This window comes from Marinomonas sp. HM11-D (genome assembly GCF_057626615.1).
In genome coordinates, this window is the sequence record NZ_JBMMKT010000007.1 from 18,229 (window position 1) to 39,352 (window position 21,124).

Consider the following 21,124-nt stretch of genomic DNA (forward strand, 5'->3'; position numbering starts at 1 on the left):
GGGGCTACCGCCTCGGAGGAAGACTTATCCTTTGACTTAAGCGTTATGGCCCTCAATGCGTTTGTAGTATTGGGTGCGAAAATCTCTCGGCGTGACGCCCTTCAGCTCATGAAAACGGCGGTTAAAATTCGCCACATTGTTAAATCCCACTTGAAAGCAAATATTGGCAATTTGCTGATCGGTCTCGGTCAGCAAATTACAGGCTCGGCTGATGCGCATGCGGTTGACAAATTCCGTGAAGCGGTTGCCCGTGGCCTTTTTAAAGAAGCGTGAGAAGTGGCTGTCGGACATGCCAATTAGGCTCGCCACATCGGCTAAAGTGATGTCGTTGGCGTAGTTATTGGAAACGTAATCCACTACGGTATTGATTTTACGCTGTAGGGTTTCACTGGATTTCAAATCAATCTGCACCGTCGACAGCAGACGGTAATTGCGGCTTTGGGACAGTTTGTGTAGCAACGGTAATGCGTTGATCACTCGCTGCAAGCCAGAAGAATCGCGAACCGTGGCGAAGGTTTCTTTGAGGAAGTCATAGTCCAAATCGAAGAATTCAATCCCCGATTTGGCACGCAGCAGCATGGGTAAGACTTCGGCCAGTTCTGGGAAAATTTTGGCCCCGTATTCAAAGGATTCGTGATCAAAGCGGATCACCATATCACGCAACGGAACGCTGGTATCGCCGTCTTGGCAGATCCAGTTATGAGGTAAGCGCGGGCCAGTCAGGATCAATTGCCCCGGTTTGTAGTTGCCAATGTAATCCCCGACAAATACCTTGCCTTGGGAAGCGACAATAAAATGTAATTCATAGTCATCGTGGGCATGCCAGCGGATCAACTCACTGGGAAAACCATGCTCGAGATAGCGAATTGTCTCGATGCCATCGTCGACCAGTTCATATTCTGGCGTGACTCTTTTTGTTGTTATTGTAGACATAGTATTACCTATTTAAATCTTGTTACGCGATCACCCCATGACGACATTAGGTCAATGGGGTGTCCTGCGTAGCATCTGTCTAAGGCAAGTTGCCTTACTAACCTTGACTCACTAGACCGCGGGTCTCATAAGTCACAGTGCTATTAAGAATATTTATGTTGCATGGCCATAATAGCTTGGCTCAGTGTGTCGATAAACTCAGGGTAATCCCTCGGCACTTCTCCCCAGAGGAAGCGGTCGTTGGCAAATGCCTTAATCCCTTGCGCATCGTTAGTGAAGGGCGCTAGTGCTGTTAAGTTTGGCTCATGATAGGGCGTTGTGACAGCTCCAGATTGGGCTTTGTGAAAATAGACAAACCAAGCAGCGATGCCTTCAATGGTTTTTTGCGGCGTACGTCCTTGTTGGTAACAGCCAATCAAAGAGGGATAAACGAAAATCGGGAACTTGGCGTAACCGTCGGTACAGATACGTTCCACGGTATCGCCAATATTGGCATTGCTAAAGCGACGTTCGATAATCTTGGCATAGTGTTCTAGATCGACAATCGATTCACCAATGGCTGGAATCGAATCCTGTGCAATGAAATCCTCGAAGTATTGGCGCAATTCCCCATCGCGCATGGCTTCATCAAAGTAGGTCATGCCTTTTAATGCTGCTTGATACACCACATTGGTATGGCCGGCATTGAGAATGCGGATTTTAGCTTCTTCATAGGGGTCTACTTTATCGACAAACTGTACTCCGACGCGCTCTAACGCAGGTTTGCTGCCCGCAAAGTTGTCTTCCACTACCCACTGAATAAAGTCTTCCCCCATGACCGTCATTTCATCATCGGTGCCAAAGCGCTGTTGCACGTCTTGCACATGAATCGGGCTGGGTTTTGGGGTAATGCGGTCGACCATCGCACATGGAAACGCAACATTTTCGCTGACCCATTGGCTCAGAGCTTGATCACCTTTGGCGTCTAAAAACTGCATTAAGCCTGCTTGCAGCACTTCGCCATTGTGGCGCAGGTTGTCGCAGCACAGTAATGTGATTTTCGCGTTGGAGGTTTGGCTACGGAGTTTAAGACCGGCATATAAAAAGGCGTACAATGTATTTCGACCACCGGCTAGGTCGCTCTTGATCGCCGGATGATCAGTCATCAATTGGCGTGCTTCGTCTAGATAGTAACCGCCTTCGGTAACAGTAGAGGTCACCAGCTGAATGCTAGCACCGGCCATGGTTTGATCGACTAGCTCTGGGGTTTGCGCCCCGTCGATTTGACGGACGATGGAGCGAATGTGCTCATAAACCGTGGTACCGTCAGAGTCCATGGTTTTTAGTACGTATTCACCTTTTTGCTCCATGAAACGGGCAAACTGCCCGCTGTCTTGTGGGCGAATGTTTACACCAGTGATGCCCCATTGTTTACCTTCTGGTAAGGCCAATAGTCGATCAAAATATACCGCTTGGTGAGCGCGATGAAAGGCACCCACCCCTAAATGCATGACACCGGAAGAGATATCAGAGCGCTGGTAATCTTGGCGTTGCATTTGCTCTGAATTGGTTGGCATTTGAAGTCGATTAGTCATGGTTTGCATCCTCAGCAATCACTGAAAAAACACGGTTGTTGTCGTTAAAAAGAATGACTTCATTTCGGTCCACTTGAATTTGAACTTGTTCGCCATCTTTGATAGTGGTGCGCGCAGGGGCTTTAACAATAATGGTTTGCTCATTGGCTAAACGAATGTGCGTGTAAGCTTCTGAACCTAAATGTTCGATCAACTCAACTTTGCCGACCAAGTCGCCATCCGTTTCCACCAAATGCATGTGCTCAGGACGGATGCCCATAATCACCTTGTCTGGCAGTTGACCATGAGTACGCGCAACTGGGAAATCGATGTTGGCGCCGAGTAGTTTTAAGTGCAGGGTATCGTTTTCACGCACCATGTTGTCCAGCTCAATGAGGTTCATCTTCGGTGTGCCGATAAACTCCGCCACAAAGCGACTGTTTGGCGAGCGGTAAAGTTCAAGCGGTGTGCCCACTTGTTCGATTTGACCGGCGTTCAAAATCACCACACGATCCGCAAGCGTCATGGCTTCCACTTGGTCGTGGGTTACGTAGATCATGGTGGTGCCGAGTTTCTTGTGTAGACGTGCCAGCTCCAAGCGCATCTGCACACGCAGGGCGGCGTCTAGGTTCGATAGCGGTTCATCGAACAGGAAGACTTTGGGTTGGCGCACAATGGCACGACCAATGGCCACGCGTTGGCGCTGACCGCCGGAGAGTTCACGTGGTTTACGTTCTAATAGCTTGTCTAGTTGCAACGAAGCAGAAACGGATTTTACCTTTTCATCTATCACGCTTTTGTCTTCTTTCGCGAGACGCAGGGCGAAGCTTAAGTTTTCTGCCACCGTCATATGCGGATATAAGGCGTAGGACTGGAACACCATGGCTAGGTCGCGTTTTGAGGAGGACAGTTCCGTGATGTTGCGGCCATCTAGTTCGATGGTACCGCCAGTGCTGGATTCTAGACCTGCGATAGTGCGCAGTAGGGTCGATTTACCACAGCCCGATGGACCAACGAAGACGATGAACTCCCCTTCTTCAATCGCAAGGTTAATACCGCGTAGCGCGTGGTAGTTGTCATAGTGTTTTTGTAGATCGGTAATGTTTAGGTAAGCCATTGTTATTATTCCTATAAACTATTTCACTGCGCCGAAAGTAAGACCTTGTACCAGTTGTTTTTGACAGAACCAGCCAAAAATAACGATTGGGGCACAGGCAAGGGTGGAAGCGGCCGATAACTTGGCCCAGAACAAACCTTCAGGGCTTGAGTAAGAGGCGATCATCGCGGTCAAAGGGGCGGCCTCTGACGCGGTTAAGTTCAATGACCAGAAGGCTTCGTTCCAGCACAACACGATGGATAGAAGGCCGGTTGAGGCGATACCGCCTACTGAAAGCGGTAGCACGACTTTGACCATTTCATCCCAAGGGGTGGCACCGTCCATGCGCGCAGCTTCAAGGATTTCTTTAGGCAGATCCTTGAAGTAAGAGAACAGCATCCAAACGATGATGGGCAGGTTCATTAGGGTGAAAATAATCACCAAGCCTAACTTGGAATCCAATAGGCCGTAGTCACGGGACAAAATGTAGATCGGCACTAACACGCCCACGGCTGGCAGCATTTTGGTGGACAGCATCCACAACAAGATGTCTTTGGTTTTCTTACCCGGGAAGAAGGCCATGGAGTAGGCGGCTGGAATCGCAATGATCAACGCCAGCAGGGTGGCGCCAAACGAAGTGAAGACCGAGTTCCAAGCGTGTTTTAGATAATCACTACGCTCTTGAACGATCGAGAAGTTCTCGAATGTTGGTTCAAAGAATAGCTGTGGCGGTACAGAAATCGCCTGTAACTCGGTTTTAAAGGAGGTAATAAACATCCAAAAAATCGGGAAAAACAGTAGTAAAGCCACTGCCCAAGAGGCCAATCCGACCAATAGAGTTTTCAGTTTTCGTTGTTGCGTTAAAGTCATGGTCGTCTCCTTACACGGTCAGGTTTTTGCCGACCGCGCGGATTAAGAAGAAAGCAACGATGTTGGCTAGAATGACGGCGAACAAACCGCCTGCCGAAGCCACACCGACGTCGTATTGCAGCAGTGCTTGGTTGTAGATTAGGTACGCAAGGTTGGTGCTGTCATAGCCTGGGCCGCCGCCCGTAGAGACGTAAATCTCGGCGAACACGGCTAACAGGAAGATGGTCTCGATCATCACCACCACCGCAATTGGGCGTGCCAAGTGGGGAATGGTGAGGTAGCGGAAAATGTGCCAGCCATTAGCGCCGTCCATTTGTGCCGCTTCTTTCTGCTCGGTGTCTTGGGATTGGAGGGCGGTTACAAACACTAAGATGGCAAATGGTAGCCACTGCCAGCTAACCATAATAATGATCGACATAAGCGGGTAATCGGACAACCAGTCTATGGGTTCAAGCCCTAAACTATTGGAAATCCAAGCGAAGATGCCATACACCGGATTCATCATCATGTTTTTCCAGATCAGCGCATTGACCGTTGGCATGATGAAAAAAGGTGAAATCAGCAGCACACGCACTATGTTACGGCCATAAAACGGCTTATCGATCAGAGCGGACAATGCCACCCCTAGCACCACCGTAATTACCAGTACCGACACTAATAAAATTAGAGTGTTGGAGATCGCAATCCAAAAACCTGGGTCGGTGATAAAGAATTCAAAGTTCATCCAACCAACAAAGTTATTACGACCTGGGTACAACAGGTTGTAGTTGATGGTGGAGAAGTAAATGGTCATTGATAATGGCACTATCATCCAAGCCAACAGCAATAGGACTGACGGCGCCATTAACAAGCGGGTAATGGAACGCTTCATGGGATAATTCTCTCGTGATTAGCTTTTAGCGCGTCTCGCGACGATTATTTATAGGCAGGGAAGTGAGGCTGAGACCTCACTTCCACCGCAAGAGCGATGTGACTTCGCTCTTAGTAGTAGCCAGCTTGACGCATCTGACGATCCGCTGAACGGTTCGCTGATTGCAGCGCTTGATCGACCGACATGCTGCCGGACAGTGCGCCGGAGATCATTTGCCCAGTCGTCGTACCAATGGCTTGGAACTCGGGAATGGCCGCAAACTGCACACCTACGTAGGGTGACGGCTCCATGGTGCTGTCGTTTGGATTAGCAGAATTGATGGCTTTAAGTTCTGCTTCGGCAAACACCGCTGCTTGTTGGAACTCAGGCGCTGCATAGGTGGAGGCGCGCGTCCCAGTAGGCACAGCGTCCCAACCGTTGTGCTCGGCGACCAGCTTGATGTATTCCTTTGAGGTTGCCCAGCGTACGAAGGTTTGCGCCGCATCGGCTTTTTTCGTTGCCGCGGGAATGCCTAGTGCCCAAGACCAAAGCCAGTTAGCGCCTTTCTCCGTTACCGCATAAGGTGATTGAGCAAAACCGACTTGATCCGCCACTTTGGATTGCTTTGGATCGGTGACGAAGGACGCCGCGATGGTCGCATCAATCCACATACCACACTTGCCTTCGTTGAACAGTGCCAAGTTTTCGTTGAAGCTGTTACCACTGGCGCCTGGTGGCCCGTAGTTATTCATCATATCGACGTAGAAAGACACGGTATTTTTCCACGCATCGGTGGTTAGCTGTGGTTTCCAGTCCATATCGAACCAGCGTGCGCCAAAGGAGTTGGCCATGGCAGATAGGAAGGCCATATTGTCGCCCCAGCCAGCTTTACCGCGTAGACAGATGCCGTAAACACCATTTTCAGGATCGTTCATTGCTTTGGCGGCCGCGCGAATATGCTCCCAACTGTCGCGGTCACTGATGGTAACGCCGGCTTTTTCAGCCAAGTCTTTACGGTACATCACCATCGAGCTTTCACCGTAGAAAGGCGCAGCATAGAGGGTGTTGTTGTAAGAAAGACCGCCACGAATAGATGGCAGTAGGTCATCCACATCGTAGTCGCCGCTGGTATCCACTGGCTCTAACCAACCGCGCTCACCCCAAATCGGTGCTTCGTACATGCCGATGGTCATGACATCGTAGAGGCCACTGCCGTTGGCAATGTCTTGGGTGACGTTTTGACGCAATACACCCTCCTCAAGGGTGACCCATTTCACCTTGATGTCAGGGTATTGTTTTTCAAACTCAGGAGTCAGTTTTTGCATTTCGATCATGTGACCGTTGTTTACCGTAGCAACGGTAATTTGCGTTTCTGCGAACGCGTTGCAGGCAGCTAGAGACACAGCACAGGCGATGGCTGTTTTGCTAAGACTATTCATAGGTTCTCCCATTTGGGTAAGTTTCTTTTTATTGTCGCACCTAGAGACCTTGATCGTTTGTTAATCAAGTTGAGTAAGAATAGTGCAAGTCGTAATTGACTCACTAGTACATAAATAGTGGATAGTTGTACTTTTTTGTTTGGTTTGATGAGGGATGATCAAAAATGTAGTCAAAATAATACTCTTTTGACTGTGCAATATTTGCTATGTAAATAAGGGAAATCGAAACAAAGGGGTCAAGAAAGCATTAGTCCGTTGCTTGAGTAGATTGGCAATGGCGACTAAACCTTAACAAAAATCGTAGGATAAAAGGGGATAAAAGCGTTTTGGTGACCAACGCTATAGGGTAGGTCACCTAGGTGCTGGCAGAAGCAATAATGAGCCGAGCTTAGCGGCTTATTGCATAGGCTTTGATTGCATCGAAACGCAGCTTGGCTTGTTTGGGCAGTGTATCTGGAATGGCAAATTCGGTGATGTCAGCGTCGCCCGCTTGGATAATCATCACCATACCCATGGTCAGGTGTGGCGCGCATTCAATACCATAGAATCCGGCTTCATTAATAGTCATGGTGATGGGCTGGTTGATTTTGCCACGGTAACGGTTGGCTCCCCGCGGAATCAGGTAATTAATGGTGACCGCATTATGACCATAATCGGTTGGTTCAAACGTCACTGTATCGCCGACTTCGACCTGAAGAAAACTAGGCTCAAAAGCCATACTGCCCCATGCGTTTTGATTGAGCATTTTTACGGTGTGTTCTGCTGAGTACGCTGCGCTGGCCATGGCGGTCAGTACTAAGCTCAAAAAAAATCGTCGTAACATGGTGTCCCTCACGTTTTTACATTGCCATTAAATATATCGCGTTTGAGTTGATGGCTCATTGCGCTGACTCATCCAGTCGTAAAATTGATACCGTGTGCTGGGTAATCTTTCGTCCAGCATCCAGTGAAGGGGCATTTTAACTTGAAAGTAGCTGTTTGTAGTACGAGGCGAACGGGCTGATTCGATCAGTGCTCTGGTTTTGGCTGGGTAAGATGAGGGTCAATAAAGCATTTGTTTGCGTTTTCAATCAGTTTGCCGAGGGGCGGTGAAGGGCTATAATGGCGCCACTAAATCGGGGAGATCTCTCATGACAGATATCATCGAATCGAAAGATTCAGCCAACTTCAAACGTTTAAAGTGGCAATGTCGTCGCGGTATGTTGGAGCTGGATGTGTTGTTTGAACCCTTCTTGGATGACGTATTTTTAACGTTAGACGAAGAAGATAAACAGCGTTTTTATAAGCTAATTGAATGCGAAGATCAGGAAATCTTCCCTTGGTTTATGCAAAAGGAAGTGCCTGAGGACCCAGATCTTGCTCGCATCGTGCATTTGATTGTGACTCGTGTCCAGCCAGAGAACTATCGCCGAGTTTAAGGCGTCACGACTGGCGCTGGTGATGTCACTGCTATGGTTGATAGCGGTGATTGTCATCTTAGCGCTATTGCAATGGCCTAGCGTCTTGCAATGGCTGACGCTGCTTGGGGGTAGCATTATGCTGCTCAAAAGTGAGAGGCGGCCAAGCTTTTCGCTGGATACGTCAAAGGATGTCTTGCATTGGCATCAATCAGGTGCTTGCGGAGTTTTGTCACTGCTTTACCAAACTGAGCTTTGGTGTGTGGTGATTCTGCATCCTGATATGCAGCAACCCTTTTTGAAAAGGCTGCTGCACCATCTTTGCCGCTACCGTTGGTTATACCGAGATCAGCTCTGCGAGGCCGATTATCGCTATCTGCGTTCTCGCCTTAATGTTGAGAAACTGCTTGGTTTGCCAACTCAGAAGAGCGAATCCGCGGCTTCAAAATAGTCGGTTCACTGTTTTCCATCTTCTCTGGGTAATCCAGAGTGAAATGCAAACCGCGGCTTTCTTTACGCGCCATCGCCGATTGAATAATCAAATCTGCCACCACCGCTAAGTTACGCAGTTCTAATAGGTCTGCGGTGACGCGATAGTTGGAGTAGAACTCATCGATTTCCGACAACAATAAATCGACGCGGTGTTTAGCACGTAATAGACGTTTATTGGTGCGCACAATGCCCACATAGTCCCACATAAAACGGCGCAGTTCGTGCCAGTTGTGCGTGATCACCACGTCTTCATCAGAGTTAGTAACCTTAGACGCATCCCAGTCTGGAATCTGATAATCGGCTCTTGTTGCATTGTCTGACAGAATTTGGCGCGCTGCAGAGCGGGCGTAGACGATACATTCCAATAACGAATTGCTGGCTAAACGATTGGCGCCGTGCAGACCGGTATAAGAGGTCTCGCCGATCGCGTACAGGTCTTTGACATCGGTAGCGCCGAACTGATCCACCACCACGCCGCCACAGGTATAGTGCGCGGCTGGCACCACAGGGATTGGTCCTTTGGTCATGTCGTGACCGAAGTTCAAACAGCGTTGGTAAATGGTCGGGAAATGCTCTTTGATAAATTCAGGGTCTTTATGGGAAATATCCAACAAGACGTGATCTACCCCTAGGCGTTTCATTTCATGGTCGATGGCGCGGGCGACGATATCGCGCGGTGCTAATTCCAAGCGCTCGTCAAAGTTGGCCATAAAGCGCGTGCCATCAGGCAGCAGCAGTCGGCCACCTTCGCCTCGTACCGCTTCCGAGATCAAAAAGGTTTTGGCTTTGGCATCGTACAAGCAGGTTGGGTGGAACTGGTTAAATTCCATATTGCCAACGCGACAGCCAGCACGCCACGCCATGGCAATGCCATCGCCGGAGGCGGTATCAGGGTTGCTGGTGTACAGGTACACCTTGGAACTGCCGCCCGTAGCTAAAGCAATGCGGTGGGCATGAAACACTTCCACTTGCTTAGAGTCTTGGTTTAGCGCGTACAAACCGATAACACGGTTTTCGCCGTCTAGACCAAGTTTCTGGGTGGTAATCAAATCAATCGCCACACGATCAGGGAAGAAGTGAATGTTAGGATGCGCTAAAGCGTTTTTCACCAAGGTCTTAGAAATGGCCAATCCTGTCGCGTCTGCGGCGTGGATAATACGTCGATGACTGTGACCGCCTTCTTTGGTGAGGTGGTAATCTTCGTTGTCGCCGTAACGGGTGAATGGCACACCTTGGTCGATCAACCAATCGATGCTTTCCTTGGAATGCTCCACGGTATAGCGAATGGCGTCTTCATCACCTAACTCTGCCCCAGCAATAATGGTGTCTTGCACGTGGGAGTCGATGGTATCTTTTTCCGACAATACGGCCGCTACGCCACCTTGGGCGTATAAGGTCGAGCCTTCGGAGATGTCCCCTTTCGTTAAAATGGCCACCTGATGCTTATTAGCCAGTTCAAGTGCAAGCGTCAGTCCCGCTGCACCGGCGCCGATAATAACTATGTCGTGATGAAGATGTTGGCTCATGTTGTTGTTCTAAGTAATGTTAAACGCCCTGATTTTACACTTGTTTGCAATACCAATGAATACCTCAGTGCGACACGGCCCAGTTACTGTTGAGGAAGTAAATCGCATACAATGGTCAGTAATGGTGGCAAGAGATTTTTCTTGGAACTCTCGAAATGGTCCGTTGTCCATATAAGCAACAACATGGTGGGCACAGTATGTTAGCGAATTATGAGGTGCCTATGCAGCACGAAACGTCTAGCGATGAGGCGTTGGTTAAGCGGGTTCAGAGTGGCGATAAGCGCGCCTTCGACTTATTGGTGTTGAAATATCAGCACAAGGTCGCTGCGCTTATTTCTCGGTATGTTCAGGACAAGCAAGAAGTGCTGGATGTGGCGCAAGACAGTTTTATCAAGGCATATCGGGCGATTGACAGCTTCCGAGGGGAGAGTGCGTTTTATACCTGGCTCTACCGAATAGCGGTCAACACAGCGAAAAACTATCTGGTCAGTCGCTCGCGACGACCGCCCTCCAGCGATGTGGAGCTGGATAATGAAGAAGTGCACGCTGTGTACAATGAGTTATCAGATGCCGGCACACCGGACGCAAATTTAAACCGCGATCGTCTAGAGTCGGAGATTCAATTAGCGATCAAAGATCTACCAGAAGAATTACGTGGCGCCCTAACGTTACGAGAGTTTGATGGATTGAGTTACGAAGACATAGCCCAGGTCATGGATTGTCCAGTGGGAACGGTCAGATCGCGCATTTTCCGCGCCCGTGAGGCGGTGGAAAAACGTATTCGTCCCATTATGGGAGGAGGAGAGTAGTCATGTCGAAATTCCATGATAAACACGGCTCAGGACGTGACGACAGTCTATCAGCATTCTTAGACAATGAAGCGACCCATGCAGACATTGAAATGTTGCTTGCCAGCGACATCAATGAGTTGGCGCATAAAGTGGATCATTACAGTCAGATTCAGCAGGCGCTTCAGCCTGATCATGTTATCTTGATTGAAGATTCTGGATCGTTTCTAGCGCAGATGCATGCCAAGCTTGAGCAAGGCAAACAAGAGACTAATGTTGTCGTCTTTCCGAAACAAAATAGCCAGCTACTAAAGTCCGAAAAACTCGAGCAGGTTGAACTACCGAATTTGAGTCAAGCGACGGGTTCCAGACGTTCTTGGTTCTCGGGTCTTGCGGTCGCGGCGAGCGTTGCTTTTGTGGTGGTGCTAGGCGGTAATGTCTTGCTTGAAGGTGATTCAAATGCTACGTTCACACCGACGTTCGTAGCGAATTCAGCGCCACAGGTGACGCCGACGGAACCGATTACGGCACTGAGTGCAGAAGAAGCCTTGCAAAATAACGAGCGCTTGCAGAATTACCTACGTCAGCATGCCCAGCAAGCGTCCATGACGGTTGGTCAAGGCATGATTCCGATGGCCAAAGTTGTCGGTTACCCACAAGGGAACGGTCAATGATTCGCGCTTTTGTCATTTCCCTTCTGGTGTCGGCAAGCAGCACCTTGTGGGCGGCTCAATCCGGTGTCGACTGGTTGAGCCGCATGACAGAGTCGTTTGATTCTCTGTCCTACGATGGCGTATTTGTACATCAAGAAGCGGGTATGATGAACTCCATGCGGGTTCGCCGTGGTTTGATCGGTGGCGTGGAATACGAAAGTCTAGAAGATTTAGATGGCCAGCGTATTGCGGTGATCCGCATTGATGACAGTGTCATCTGTGTCTTTCCTGAAAAAGACGATTACGTGGCGGGCTTTGTGCCAGCAGAGCCCTTCCGCCGTTTTCAAGAGCTGGATAAAGAGCGCCTGAAGCAGGCCTACGACATTAAAATCGTTGATAAAAGCCAACGTATCGCCTCACGCCAAGCGGTGAAGTTGAAGTTGGTGCCGAAGGACGAGTATCGCTACGGCCACGAATTCTGGATCGATAAAAAAACCGGATTTTTGCTGAAACACGATGTCATTGGTGCCAACAATAAACTGTTGGAGCGCATTCAATTTACTTCGGTTTCTTTTACGCCAGACTTGAAAGAAGCGGACTTCACCCCAAGTGATGAGTCTTATACGCAGCGCTTCGTTGAAATTGAGCCGCAAGTGGTCAAGCGTGACTGGCATTTTGACTGGTTACCGGATGGCTTTGGCTTGGTGTGGCAGGATGCTCGCCGCATGAATGACAGTACCAACATGATGCTGTTATCCGATGGCTTGAGCACAGTGTCGGTGTTTGTCGAACAAACCGACAAAAAACGTCCACAAACCTTTATGAACCTTGGTGCCACCATTGCTGGTGAAAAGAGCATCCAGGTTAATGATCAAATGTACCTACTGACCTTAGTAGGGGAAGTGCCTGCGCAAACGATTCAACGTCTTATGGCAGTGATTATGCCGGGTTCAAATAATGATTGAAGAAAATGGCACCGTCCTATCGATTGCTGACGGTATCGCAGAAGTAGAAACCATCCGCACCAGTAGTTGCACCAGTTGCCGCGCACGCCACGGCTGTGGTCATCATGCCATCGCCAAAGTCTCGAACAGCAACCGTATGCTCATGAAAGTGATTGCTCCGGCTGACCTAAAAGTCGGTCAAAGTGTGGTGGTGGGCATTCCCGAAGATACTCTGCTGCAAGCCTCCTTATGGATGTACGCTGTACCTTTGCTTGGTTTGGTGCTCGGTGCGTCAGTGCCGTCAATTTTCACGGAACAAACTATAATTTCGATTGTCGGAGCGGTAAGTGGGTTTGCTGGCGGCTTATGGGCGGCGAAATGGAAGTCGTCTCACGAAGCCAAAAATCCAGATTTTTACCCGCGAGTTTTGAGAATCAATAAAGATCAGGCCCAGATCATTCCTGTGGTGCAAAAAGCCTGAAAAATCCTCTTCACCTGACACAATAGCAACAATTTACTTTCTACTTTGGTACGTCTGAGGAGACCAATACATGAACAGATTGCTAAAACGTGTGAGCTGGATCAGCGTCACTTTTATGATGTTGTTCTCAACCCTTACGAATGCGGCCAATTTGCCGGACTTCACCGAGCTGGTGGAAGAGGCGTCCCCGGCCGTGGTCAACATCAGCACTGAGCAAACGGCGACCACCAATGCCGCTCAACTCAGTCCTGATGCCCGAGAATTGAATGAATTCTTCCGTCATTTCTTCGGTCAGCAGCCGTTTGGCCAACAACAGCAACCGCAGCAACCACGTCAACAACAGCGTAGCTCTCTTGGTTCGGGTTTTATCATTTCCCATGACGGCTATGTATTGACTAACAATCATGTGATTGATGGCGCCGATGTGATTCATGTACGTTTGAACGATCGTCGTGAATACGAAGCCAAGCTGGTGGGCACCGATGCGCGTACCGACTTAGCCCTACTGAAAATCGAAGCGGACGATCTGCCAATTGTGAAAATGGGCAATTCAGACGATCTGAAAGCGGGTCAATGGGTGCTGGCGATCGGTTCACCGTTTGGTTTTGATTACACCGTAACAGCCGGTATTGTCAGTGCTTTAGGTCGTAATTTGCCGAGTGATAACTATGTGCCATTTATCCAATCGGATGTGGCGATTAACCCAGGTAACTCAGGTGGTCCTTTATTTAACTTGGACGGCGAGGTAGTGGGTATTAACTCACAAATCTACACGCGCTCCGGTGGTTTTATGGGCGTGTCCTTTGCCATTCCATCGAATGTGGCCATGTCAGTGGTGGATCAACTGAAGAAAGACGGCAAGGTGTCTCGTGCTTGGTTGGGTGTACTGATTCAAGATGTGAACCGAGACCTAGCAGAGTCCTTTGATCTAGACCGTCCCCATGGCGCGCTAGTGAGCCGCGTGATGCCGGATTCGCCAGCGGAAAAAGCCGGTTTGCAGGCGGGCGATATCATCATGTCGTTCAATGGTAAAACCATTGAGCACTCATCAGAGTTGCCTTACCTAGTAGGTCAATTACAGGTCGATGTGGATGCTAAAGCTAAGGTATTCCGTGACGGCAAAGAGCGTACTGTGACCATTACTCTGACTAAGCGTCCAGAGGATGCCGGCATGGAGCAGCCACAGCAGGATGACAATCGTCTAGGTATGACAGTATCGCCTGTTCCAGAAAACGTGGCGGACCGTTTAGGTATCGATAACGGTGTCATGGTGCAACAAGTGATGGGTGGTGCCGCAGCCCGCAATGGCCTACAGCAGGGCGATGTGATCACCATGTTAAATGGCCAAACGATCAAGGATGTCAGCGAGTTTAATACGATTGCGCAAGCACTACCGTCGAATCGTTCAGTGCCAATGCGTGTGATTCGCGATGGTTACCCGATGTTTATTCCATTTAAAATCGTTGAGTAACGGGTTCTAACCAGCAACGCAAGCTATGAAAAAGCCCGCTGCGAGCGATCGCAGCGGGCTTTTTTGATGTTGCCTAGAAATGCTGTTATAGCTTCTTAGCAAAGATCTTAGAGTTACGCTGATAGTTGTACAGCTCTTGTTTCTTGAGCGGTAATGTCGACAACGTCGTTTCACGGAAGCCGCGCTCCACAAACCAGTGCGCAGTACGAGTGGTGAGTAGGAATAGGGTATCTAAGCCAAGACGCTTGGCTTCGTGTTCAATACCTTTCAGTAAGCGCTCACCTCGGTTAGAACCACGGTATTCTGGTGAGACGGCCACACACGCCAATTCTCCAGCACCTTCTTGCTCGAATGGATACAAGGCGGCACAAGCGACAATTGCTCCGTCACGTTCAATCACTAGGAAACGTTCGATTTCGTTTTCCAACAGCTCACGGGAGCGGCGTACCAAGATGCCTTTAGCTTCCAGTGGTGCTAACAAATGCATCATGCCGCCGACATCGTCGATGGTCGCGGTACGCAATTTCTCGTAGCTGTCTTCATCGATCATGGTGCCGGAGCCTTCACGGGTAAACAGCTCGCTTAACAAGCCACCATTTTCATTGAAAGAAATGATGTGCGCGCGTGGCACGGCTGCACGCACGGCCATTAAACAGGCTTCTAGGGCATCACGGGTAATGGGGGTCAGGGTATCCTGCGCCAAAATCGTATCGGCGTGGTGTGCTAACAACTCAGAGTAAAGCTCGTCTTTGTCGTCGAAAATGCCTTCATCTTCGGTGAAGATGATCAGCTTATCGGCTTTTAGCTGAATCGCTGCTTGAGTCGCTACGTCTTCCGCTTTTAGGTTAAACACTTCACCCGTTGGTGAGAAACCAAGATGCGGTAATAGCACCATGTTGTCGTCTTCCAGCAAGCGGAAAATCGCATCACTGTCGATACGGCGTACTTCACCTGAGTGGCCATAATCGACGCCATCGACCACGCCTAGAGGTTTGGCTACTACGTAGTTACCACTGCACACTTTCAGGCCCGCATTGGCCATCGGTGTGTTAGACAGTCCCATGGACAGCTGCGCTTCTAATTGCACGCGAACCGCAGCAGACGCTTGGATAATATCGATCAGGTGATCCTGCGGCGTGACACGGTAGCCATCCTCAATACGGGATGGCAAATCACGCTCGGCTAAAGCACGGTTGATTTGTGGGCGAGCACCTTGAATCAACACCAGACGAATGCCAAGCGAATCGAGCAGGGCAAGGTCATGAATAATGTTGGAGAAGTTGGGGCTCTCGAACGCTTCACCAGGGATCAAGATTACTAGGGTCTTGCCGCGGTGGGCGTTAATGTAGGGCGAAGAGTGGCGGAACCAGTCTACATAGTTAAGTTCATCAGACACGCGTTGCCTCATTTATTTTCGGTACTCGGGGTTAAACAGTAACGTTCCACTAATCCTTTGATAACCTGCTGCATCGGCGCAATTTGATCCAGCGCCATGAACTCGTTCGGTTGGTGGGCTTGGTCAATCGATCCAGGACCTAGGATTAGAGTTTCCATCCCCAATTGATTTAAGAAGGGACCTTCGGTTGCAAAGGCGACAGTTGTCGCTTCTTTTTGCGTGAGTCGTTCACAGGCTTTAATGATATCGGACTCTTTCGCGGTTAAAAACGACGGCACATCGGCAAACAGATGATGTAATTCTATTTGCGTATTGGTTTGTCGTTCAATGGTGGGCAACAAACTACGGATCTCTTGGTACAAGGATTCGTTGCTCATGCCTGGTAAAGCACGAATATCAAACTCTAATTCACAGCGTCCACAGATACGGTTCGGGTTATCTCCGCCGTGGATACAACCAAAGTTCATGGTCGGGTAATCAATCACGAAGTTGGCATCGCGGTATTTCTGCTTTAAGCCATTGCGATACTGCATCAGTTCAGACATGACCGAGTGCATGGCATCTAGGGCATTGTTGCCAAGCCTTGGATTGGATGAATGACCGGATTTACCGGTGATGCGGATTTTCTCCATCATAATGCCCTTATGAGCATGAATCGGTGTCAGAGACGTCGGTTCACCAATCAGCGCATAACGGGCTTTTGGACGACCGGCTTCAACCAGTGCTCGAGCACCGTCCATGGAGCTTTCTTCATCGGCGGTGGCTAGGATAATCAAAGGCTGTTGTAACTTGGACAAATCCATATCGCGCAAGGTGTCCAGCACAATGGCGAAGAAACCTTTCATATCACAGGTGCCTAAACCGTAGAGCTTATTATCACGCTCTTCTAGCTTAAACGGATCGCTCTGCCAACGGTCATCGTCATAGGGCACTGTGTCCGTATGACCAGACAATACCAAGCCGCCAGCCCCTTGTCCGATGGTGGCGATCAGGTTCATCTTTTCTGGCTGTCCCGGCAACGGCATGACCTCACACTGGAAGCCTTGGCTTGAAAGCCACTTTTCCAATAATAAAATGACGCCTTTATTTGACTGATCCCAGCTTGCTTGACTACAACTGATAGAGGGCGTGGCGATCAGTTGTGACATCATGCTCAGCAATGATGGAAGTGAGGACATGGGATGCTCCTAGGGCGTAACGCCGAAAGTTATTTAGCCTGCATTCGCTTCTGGTAAACTTGCTTCTTTGACACTGTTGTCTCCGGCAATCCGGAAGTTTAGAGGTTTTGAAATATGGCTACCGAGCTTGAACTAAAGTTAATGGTTCAACCCGAGTATCTCAAGTCGGCATGTGCTTTTCTCGATGATTTTTGTGAAAAAAATAGTGGTGAAAAAGACGCTCCTACTGGCAATACCCGCCAAGCGACACTCGATCTAATGAATGGTTACTACGATACCGCCAATGCGCTGTTAATGGAAAATGGCATTGCTCTGCGGATTCGTGCGGTTAACCAAGAATACATCCAAACCGTGAAAACCCGTGGCAGCAGCCGTGTGGGTATGCATGCCCGTGGTGAATGGGAGTGGTCGATCCCATCCGATACACTGGATTTAACCAAACTGTCCGACGTCCCGCTACCCGAGGCGCTACAAGACATGGCTTGGTCCCGTGATCTGATTGAGGTGTTCCGTACCGATTTTAAACGTCATGTTTGGCTGATTCATTTTGAAGGCGCCACCATCGAAGTAGTGTGTGACGAAGGTGCGGTCTCATCGGCCTATGGTCAGGATCCTATCTGCGAACTGGAATTAGAACTGAAAGCCGGTCCGGAAACCGCCCTGTATGGCTTTGCTAAGTACATCGCAGGCTCGATTCCAGTTCAGGTGAGTGTGGTCTCGAAAGCACAAAAAGGCTCGCGTCTAAAACATCGTCGTATCGAATTTCCTGAGAAACCGAACGCGAAAGCGCCTTTACTTCGTTTTGCCGAGTACTGGTACGAAACCTGGTTGGTGTATTGGGAAGCCATGTTTTATCTCAAAGACGAAGCCTTGCTACAGCCGATTCGTAGTGCCTTGCATCAGCTGAAACAGTGCGTGCCAGAGAACATTGGTGAGCAACTGCAAGCCTTGGACGAGCGCTATGACGCATTATTCAAAAATCACGATGTTAAATTGCTGCCTGGATTGGCAGGCTCGTTAGAAACGGGAATAATGATGTTAGAAACAGGTCATTGGTTAAATAAACAACTCGACTGATACGACCTTCGCGTGCAACACAATAAGGAAGATAACTTGACGCTGACACCGCTTTCCCAAGTTCAGGCGCTGTTCTCTGAGGAGCAGTTAGACATCAAACGTCAGGCCATCCACGACGCCATCGCGCGTCGTTTTGGCTTAGAAGTCCCAGAGAGTAAGCTGGCGCAAGCCGAGCGTGTCTGGTTGCTGAGTGACTATGTGCATAAACAGCTTTGCCGTTCCCCCCAGTGGCTGGAGGATTTTCTCTCTCCTGCAGAGTCACTGACCGAGCCCAGTGTTGAACAGTTTTATGCTGGTGAAGCGAACTGGGGCCAGACGGTCGCAGACGATATTGAGTTGCCCGAGTGGGATGAACCAGCCTTGATGCAGCAACTGCGTCGTTATCGCCATTGGTGGATGACGCGTCTGATTACCAGCGATATTGAGCAAACGGTCACCTTGGAAACCCTCACCGCCCATTTGAGTAAATTGGCGGACGTGGCGGTTAACGTCAGCCAACAGTGGTCGATGCGCAATTACTTGTCTTTGTATGGGCAAGCACTGGACAGCCATGGTCAGCCGCAAAAGCTGATTGTGATTGGCATGGGTAAGCTCGGTGGCTTCGAGCTTAACTTATCCTCTGATATTGATTTGGTGTTTGCCTTCCGTGAGCACGGCGAAACCCAAGGGGGCAAAAAGTCCCTGTCCCATCAAGAATACTTTACCAAGATCGGCCAGAAGCTGATTCAGCATCTAGATCAAGTCAACGCCGACGGCTTTGTCTTTCGTGTGGACATGCGTCTGCGTCCGTTTGGTCAGTCTGGCGCTCTAGTCATGAACATGGACTCCTTGGAAAACTACTACCAAGACCAAGGTCGTGACTGGGAACGTTACGCCATGATCAAGGCCCGCGTCATGGCCGGTGATGCTCAAGATGTGCGTGAATTCGAAGCGCTACGCCGTCCGTTTGTGTACCGTAAATACCTTGATTTTGGTGCCATTGGCGCGCTACGTGATCTGAAATCCATGATTGCCAAGGAAGTGCGTCGTAAAGGTATTGAACACAATATTAAGCTTGGCGAAGGGGGTATTCGCGAAGTCGAGTTTATTGTGCAAGCGTTGCAGATTCTTCACGGTGGACGCAATCAGAGCTTACAAAAGCCCGCCTTGTTCAAAGTGCTGCCAGTGCTGAGTCAAGAGGGTTACTTACCAGAACAGCAAGTACAAGATTTACGTGAGGCCTACCGCTATTTGCGCCGTGTTGAACACGCGCTGCAAGGCTATGCAGATGAGCAAACTCAGCTGCTACCCGCCACCGATAAAGAGCGTGAGCGCTTAGCCTATCAGGTGGGGGAGGGCAGCTGGCAGGCTTTGCTCGACACCTTATGGCAACACCGTCATAAGGTGCACGGTTACTTCCAAGCCTTGATTGACGATGGTGAAGAAAATTCCTGTGATGAGCTGGCGCAGGAAGCTTGGCGCATGATTTTAAAGCAGCCACAGGACGCGCATTTGATTAGCGAAGCCATTGAGGGCATTGCTTGGCAAGAGGAAGAGGAAGTCAGCAAGCAACTGCAGCAATTTTTAAGCTCCCGCGCGGTGGCTTATATGCAGCCGATTGGACAAGAGCGTTTAGCGGTGTTTTTAGCCGCGCTTATGACTTGTCTGCCTGAGGAAGCTAACCCTGATCTGGTATTGCAACGTATCATTCCGATTATGGAAGCAGTGACACGTCGTACCGCTTATTTAGTGCTGTTGTCAGAAAACCAAAGTGCCATCGTGCATTTGATTGGTCTGTGTCGTGAGAGCGTTTGGTTCTCAGAAATGATCTCGAATTCGCCAGCGTTGCTGGACGAATTATTGGATGCCAACACGCTGTTTTCACCGCCGTCAAAAACACACATGGCACAAGAACTGCGTCAGATTCTGTTGCGTCTGCCAGAAGAAGACGAAGAAGCTCATATGGATGCGATGCGTCGTTTCCGCCGCTCCATCATTATGCGTATTGCCGCCTGTGATATCACAGGTATCCTGCCATTGATGAAAGTGAGTGATCACTTAACGTGGTTGGCGGAAGTGCTGTTAGAGCAGGTATTACAGCAATCTTGGCATTACTTAACTCAGCGTCATGGTTATCCGACCCGTGATCATGAGCCTGTGACTTACCCAGAATTAGCGGTGGTCGGCTATGGCAAATCCGGCGGTATTGAGCTGGGTTACGATTCGGATTTGGATTTGGTGTTTATCCATAATGCTGCGTCGAATGGCCTGACCAATGGCGAGCGCAGCGTTGATAATTTGGTGTTTTATACTCGCCTTGGCCAGCGCATCATTCACTTGCTCACTAGCTTTACTTCCGCTGGGCGCTTATATGAAGTAGACATGCGTTTGCGTCCGTCGGGTAACTCTGGTTTGCTGGTGGCAAGCTTAGAAGCCTTTAAAGACTATCAGCAAAAAGAAGCTTGGGTGTGGGAGCATCAGGCCCTGTGTCGTGCCCGTGCATTGGCCGGCGATCCAGCGTTGATTCAGCAGTTTGATCAAACCCGCGCCGAGATCTTAGGGCGCGAGCGTGACCGAGCTGAGCTCAAGCAAGAAGTGCTAAAAATGCGTGAGAAGATGCGCGCTCATTTGGACACCAGTGGCGCGGACAAGGGTTTTGACTTGAAGCAGGGGGCTGGTGGCATCATCGACATCGAATTTATGGTGCAGTACATGGTGCTGGCTTGGTCACATCGTTTCCCTGCTTTGATGACTTACTCCGATAATATTCGTCAACTGGAAGCCGCTGCGGCCAGTGGTTTGCTGGCGGACGATCAAGTGGAGCAGATGAAAGAGGCTTATACTTTCTATCGTGCTACCGCCCATCGTCAGACTCTGCAAAAGCAAGGGCGTTTGGTACCGGTGGAAATCTTGGAAGAAAACCAGGCGTTAATTGCCCAGTACTGGGATGCGTTTGCCAATCAGCCTTGTGATTAACAGCGAGAGCCAACATAGAAAAGCC

18 protein-coding genes are annotated in these 21,124 nt (G+C 49.5%); 8 read left to right on the top strand and 10 right to left on the bottom strand.

Features of this window, described 5'->3' with window-relative positions; genetic code table 11:
• Positions 1-36: 36 nt before the first annotated feature.
• The 7 genes from ACOSVP_RS11195 to ACOSVP_RS11225 form a co-directional block, all read right to left on the bottom strand.
• Complete coding sequence (locus ACOSVP_RS11195) at positions 37-933, bottom strand: helix-turn-helix domain-containing protein (protein WP_487347592.1); 897 nt, start codon at positions 931-933, stop codon at positions 37-39.
• 143 nt (positions 934-1,076) lie between these two features.
• A complete protein-coding gene (locus ACOSVP_RS11200; RefSeq protein WP_487347593.1) occupies positions 1,077-2,507 on the bottom strand; it encodes a mannitol dehydrogenase family protein in 1,431 nt (476 codons plus the stop codon).
• Positions 2,500-3,603 (bottom strand): ABC transporter ATP-binding protein, encoded by a 1,104-nt coding sequence (locus ACOSVP_RS11205; protein ID WP_487347594.1) that lies wholly within the window; start codon positions 3,601-3,603, stop codon positions 2,500-2,502. Before ACOSVP_RS11205 ends, ACOSVP_RS11200 begins: the two co-directional genes overlap by 8 nt.
• A gap of 18 nt (positions 3,604-3,621) precedes the next feature.
• Positions 3,622-4,452, bottom strand: coding sequence for a carbohydrate ABC transporter permease (locus ACOSVP_RS11210; RefSeq protein WP_487347595.1), 831 nt, complete (start codon positions 4,450-4,452; stop codon positions 3,622-3,624).
• A gap of 10 nt (positions 4,453-4,462) precedes the next feature.
• Positions 4,463-5,323: a carbohydrate ABC transporter permease gene (locus ACOSVP_RS11215; RefSeq protein WP_487347596.1), complete on the bottom strand. Its 861-nt coding sequence runs from the start codon at positions 5,321-5,323 to the stop codon at positions 4,463-4,465.
• 110 nt (positions 5,324-5,433) lie between these two features.
• Complete coding sequence (locus tag ACOSVP_RS11220; RefSeq protein WP_487347597.1) at positions 5,434-6,741, bottom strand: ABC transporter substrate-binding protein; 1,308 nt, start codon at positions 6,739-6,741, stop codon at positions 5,434-5,436.
• A 388-nt stretch (positions 6,742-7,129) separates the two neighbouring features.
• The gene (locus ACOSVP_RS11225) at positions 7,130-7,564 is read right to left on the bottom strand and encodes a pseudoazurin (RefSeq protein ID WP_487347598.1); all 435 of its coding nucleotides are present in this window, start codon (positions 7,562-7,564) and stop codon (positions 7,130-7,132) included.
• A gap of 316 nt (positions 7,565-7,880) precedes the next feature.
• On the opposite strand from ACOSVP_RS11225, the gene ACOSVP_RS11230 reads away from it, so the two are divergent.
• A complete protein-coding gene (locus tag ACOSVP_RS11230; RefSeq protein ID WP_487347723.1) occupies positions 7,881-8,159 on the top strand; it encodes an FAD assembly factor SdhE in 279 nt (92 codons plus the stop codon).
• A gap of 368 nt (positions 8,160-8,527) precedes the next feature.
• Here the strand turns inward: ACOSVP_RS11230 and nadB are convergent, their stop codons facing one another.
• Complete coding sequence (gene nadB / locus ACOSVP_RS11235; RefSeq protein ID WP_487347599.1) at positions 8,528-10,156, bottom strand: L-aspartate oxidase; 1,629 nt, start codon at positions 10,154-10,156, stop codon at positions 8,528-8,530.
• A gap of 197 nt (positions 10,157-10,353) precedes the next feature.
• Here nadB and rpoE point away from each other — a divergent pair, with 197 nt between their 5' ends.
• The 5 genes from rpoE (at position 10,354) to ACOSVP_RS11260 (ending at position 14,493) form a co-directional block, all read left to right on the top strand.
• The gene (gene rpoE / locus ACOSVP_RS11240) at positions 10,354-10,965 is read left to right on the top strand and encodes an RNA polymerase sigma factor RpoE (protein WP_487347600.1); all 612 of its coding nucleotides are present in this window, start codon (positions 10,354-10,356) and stop codon (positions 10,963-10,965) included.
• A 2-nt stretch (positions 10,966-10,967) separates the two neighbouring features.
• Positions 10,968-11,618 (top strand): sigma-E factor negative regulatory protein, encoded by a 651-nt coding sequence (locus ACOSVP_RS11245; protein ID WP_487347601.1) that lies wholly within the window; start codon positions 10,968-10,970, stop codon positions 11,616-11,618.
• On the top strand, positions 11,615-12,562 hold the full coding sequence (locus tag ACOSVP_RS11250; RefSeq protein WP_487347602.1) for a MucB/RseB C-terminal domain-containing protein: 948 nt from the start codon (positions 11,615-11,617) through the stop codon (positions 12,560-12,562). The genes ACOSVP_RS11245 and ACOSVP_RS11250 overlap by 4 nt, the downstream gene beginning before the upstream one ends.
• A complete protein-coding gene (locus ACOSVP_RS11255; RefSeq protein WP_487347603.1) occupies positions 12,555-13,022 on the top strand; it encodes a SoxR reducing system RseC family protein in 468 nt (155 codons plus the stop codon). Before ACOSVP_RS11250 ends, ACOSVP_RS11255 begins: the two co-directional genes overlap by 8 nt.
• A gap of 70 nt (positions 13,023-13,092) precedes the next feature.
• Positions 13,093-14,493, top strand: coding sequence for a DegQ family serine endoprotease (locus ACOSVP_RS11260; RefSeq protein ID WP_487347604.1), 1,401 nt, complete (start codon positions 13,093-13,095; stop codon positions 14,491-14,493).
• 85 nt (positions 14,494-14,578) lie between these two features.
• Here ACOSVP_RS11260 and argA read toward each other — a convergent pair whose 3' ends face one another.
• Both argA and argE read right to left on the bottom strand, forming a co-directional pair.
• Positions 14,579-15,901 carry an amino-acid N-acetyltransferase gene (gene argA, locus ACOSVP_RS11265; RefSeq protein ID WP_487347605.1) on the bottom strand — a complete coding sequence of 441 codons (1,323 nt, stop codon included), beginning with the start codon at positions 15,899-15,901 and terminating at the stop codon, positions 14,579-14,581.
• The gene (gene argE / locus ACOSVP_RS11270) at positions 15,898-17,067 is read right to left on the bottom strand and encodes an acetylornithine deacetylase (RefSeq protein WP_487347606.1); all 1,170 of its coding nucleotides are present in this window, start codon (positions 17,065-17,067) and stop codon (positions 15,898-15,900) included. The genes argA and argE overlap by 4 nt, the downstream gene beginning before the upstream one ends.
• A gap of 114 nt (positions 17,068-17,181) precedes the next feature.
• On the opposite strand from argE, the gene ACOSVP_RS11275 reads away from it, so the two are divergent.
• Together ACOSVP_RS11275 and glnE are read left to right on the top strand one after the other, a co-directional pair.
• Positions 17,182-18,144, top strand: a complete 963-nt coding sequence (locus ACOSVP_RS11275) for a CYTH domain-containing protein (RefSeq protein ID WP_487347607.1) — start codon at positions 17,182-17,184, stop codon at positions 18,142-18,144.
• A 12-nt stretch (positions 18,145-18,156) separates the two neighbouring features.
• The gene (glnE, locus tag ACOSVP_RS11280; protein WP_487347608.1) at positions 18,157-21,099 is read left to right on the top strand and encodes a bifunctional [glutamate--ammonia ligase]-adenylyl-L-tyrosine phosphorylase/[glutamate--ammonia-ligase] adenylyltransferase; all 2,943 of its coding nucleotides are present in this window, start codon (positions 18,157-18,159) and stop codon (positions 21,097-21,099) included.
• The last annotated feature ends 25 nt before the right edge of the window (positions 21,100-21,124 follow it).

What these genes read in the sequence shown, in the direction of transcription:
- argE (WP_487347606.1), bottom strand. Translation starts at nt 17,067, where the DNA reads ATGTCCTCACTTCCATCATTGCTGAGCATGATGTCACAACTGATCGCC.
- nadB (WP_487347599.1), bottom strand. Translation starts at nt 10,156, where the DNA reads ATGAGCCAACATCTTCATCACGACATAGTTATTATCGGCGCCGGTGCA.
- ACOSVP_RS11195 (WP_487347592.1), bottom strand. Translation starts at nt 933, where the DNA reads ATGTCTACAATAACAACAAAAAGAGTCACGCCAGAATATGAACTGGTC.
- ACOSVP_RS11225 (WP_487347598.1), bottom strand. Translation starts at nt 7,564, where the DNA reads ATGTTACGACGATTTTTTTTGAGCTTAGTACTGACCGCCATGGCCAGC.
- ACOSVP_RS11205 (WP_487347594.1), bottom strand. Translation starts at nt 3,603, where the DNA reads ATGGCTTACCTAAACATTACCGATCTACAAAAACACTATGACAACTAC.
- argA (WP_487347605.1), bottom strand. Translation starts at nt 15,901, where the DNA reads ATGAGGCAACGCGTGTCTGATGAACTTAACTATGTAGACTGGTTCCGC.
- ACOSVP_RS11200 (WP_487347593.1), bottom strand. Translation starts at nt 2,507, where the DNA reads ATGACTAATCGACTTCAAATGCCAACCAATTCAGAGCAAATGCAACGC.
- ACOSVP_RS11260 (WP_487347604.1), top strand. Translation starts at nt 13,093, where the DNA reads ATGAACAGATTGCTAAAACGTGTGAGCTGGATCAGCGTCACTTTTATG.
- ACOSVP_RS11255 (WP_487347603.1), top strand. Translation starts at nt 12,555, where the DNA reads ATGATTGAAGAAAATGGCACCGTCCTATCGATTGCTGACGGTATCGCA.
- ACOSVP_RS11245 (WP_487347601.1), top strand. Translation starts at nt 10,968, where the DNA reads ATGTCGAAATTCCATGATAAACACGGCTCAGGACGTGACGACAGTCTA.
- ACOSVP_RS11210 (WP_487347595.1), bottom strand. Translation starts at nt 4,452, where the DNA reads ATGACTTTAACGCAACAACGAAAACTGAAAACTCTATTGGTCGGATTG.
- ACOSVP_RS11215 (WP_487347596.1), bottom strand. Translation starts at nt 5,323, where the DNA reads ATGAAGCGTTCCATTACCCGCTTGTTAATGGCGCCGTCAGTCCTATTG.
- ACOSVP_RS11275 (WP_487347607.1), top strand. Translation starts at nt 17,182, where the DNA reads ATGGCTACCGAGCTTGAACTAAAGTTAATGGTTCAACCCGAGTATCTC.
- ACOSVP_RS11220 (WP_487347597.1), bottom strand. Translation starts at nt 6,741, where the DNA reads ATGAATAGTCTTAGCAAAACAGCCATCGCCTGTGCTGTGTCTCTAGCT.
- rpoE (WP_487347600.1), top strand. Translation starts at nt 10,354, where the DNA reads ATGTTAGCGAATTATGAGGTGCCTATGCAGCACGAAACGTCTAGCGAT.
- ACOSVP_RS11250 (WP_487347602.1), top strand. Translation starts at nt 11,615, where the DNA reads ATGATTCGCGCTTTTGTCATTTCCCTTCTGGTGTCGGCAAGCAGCACC.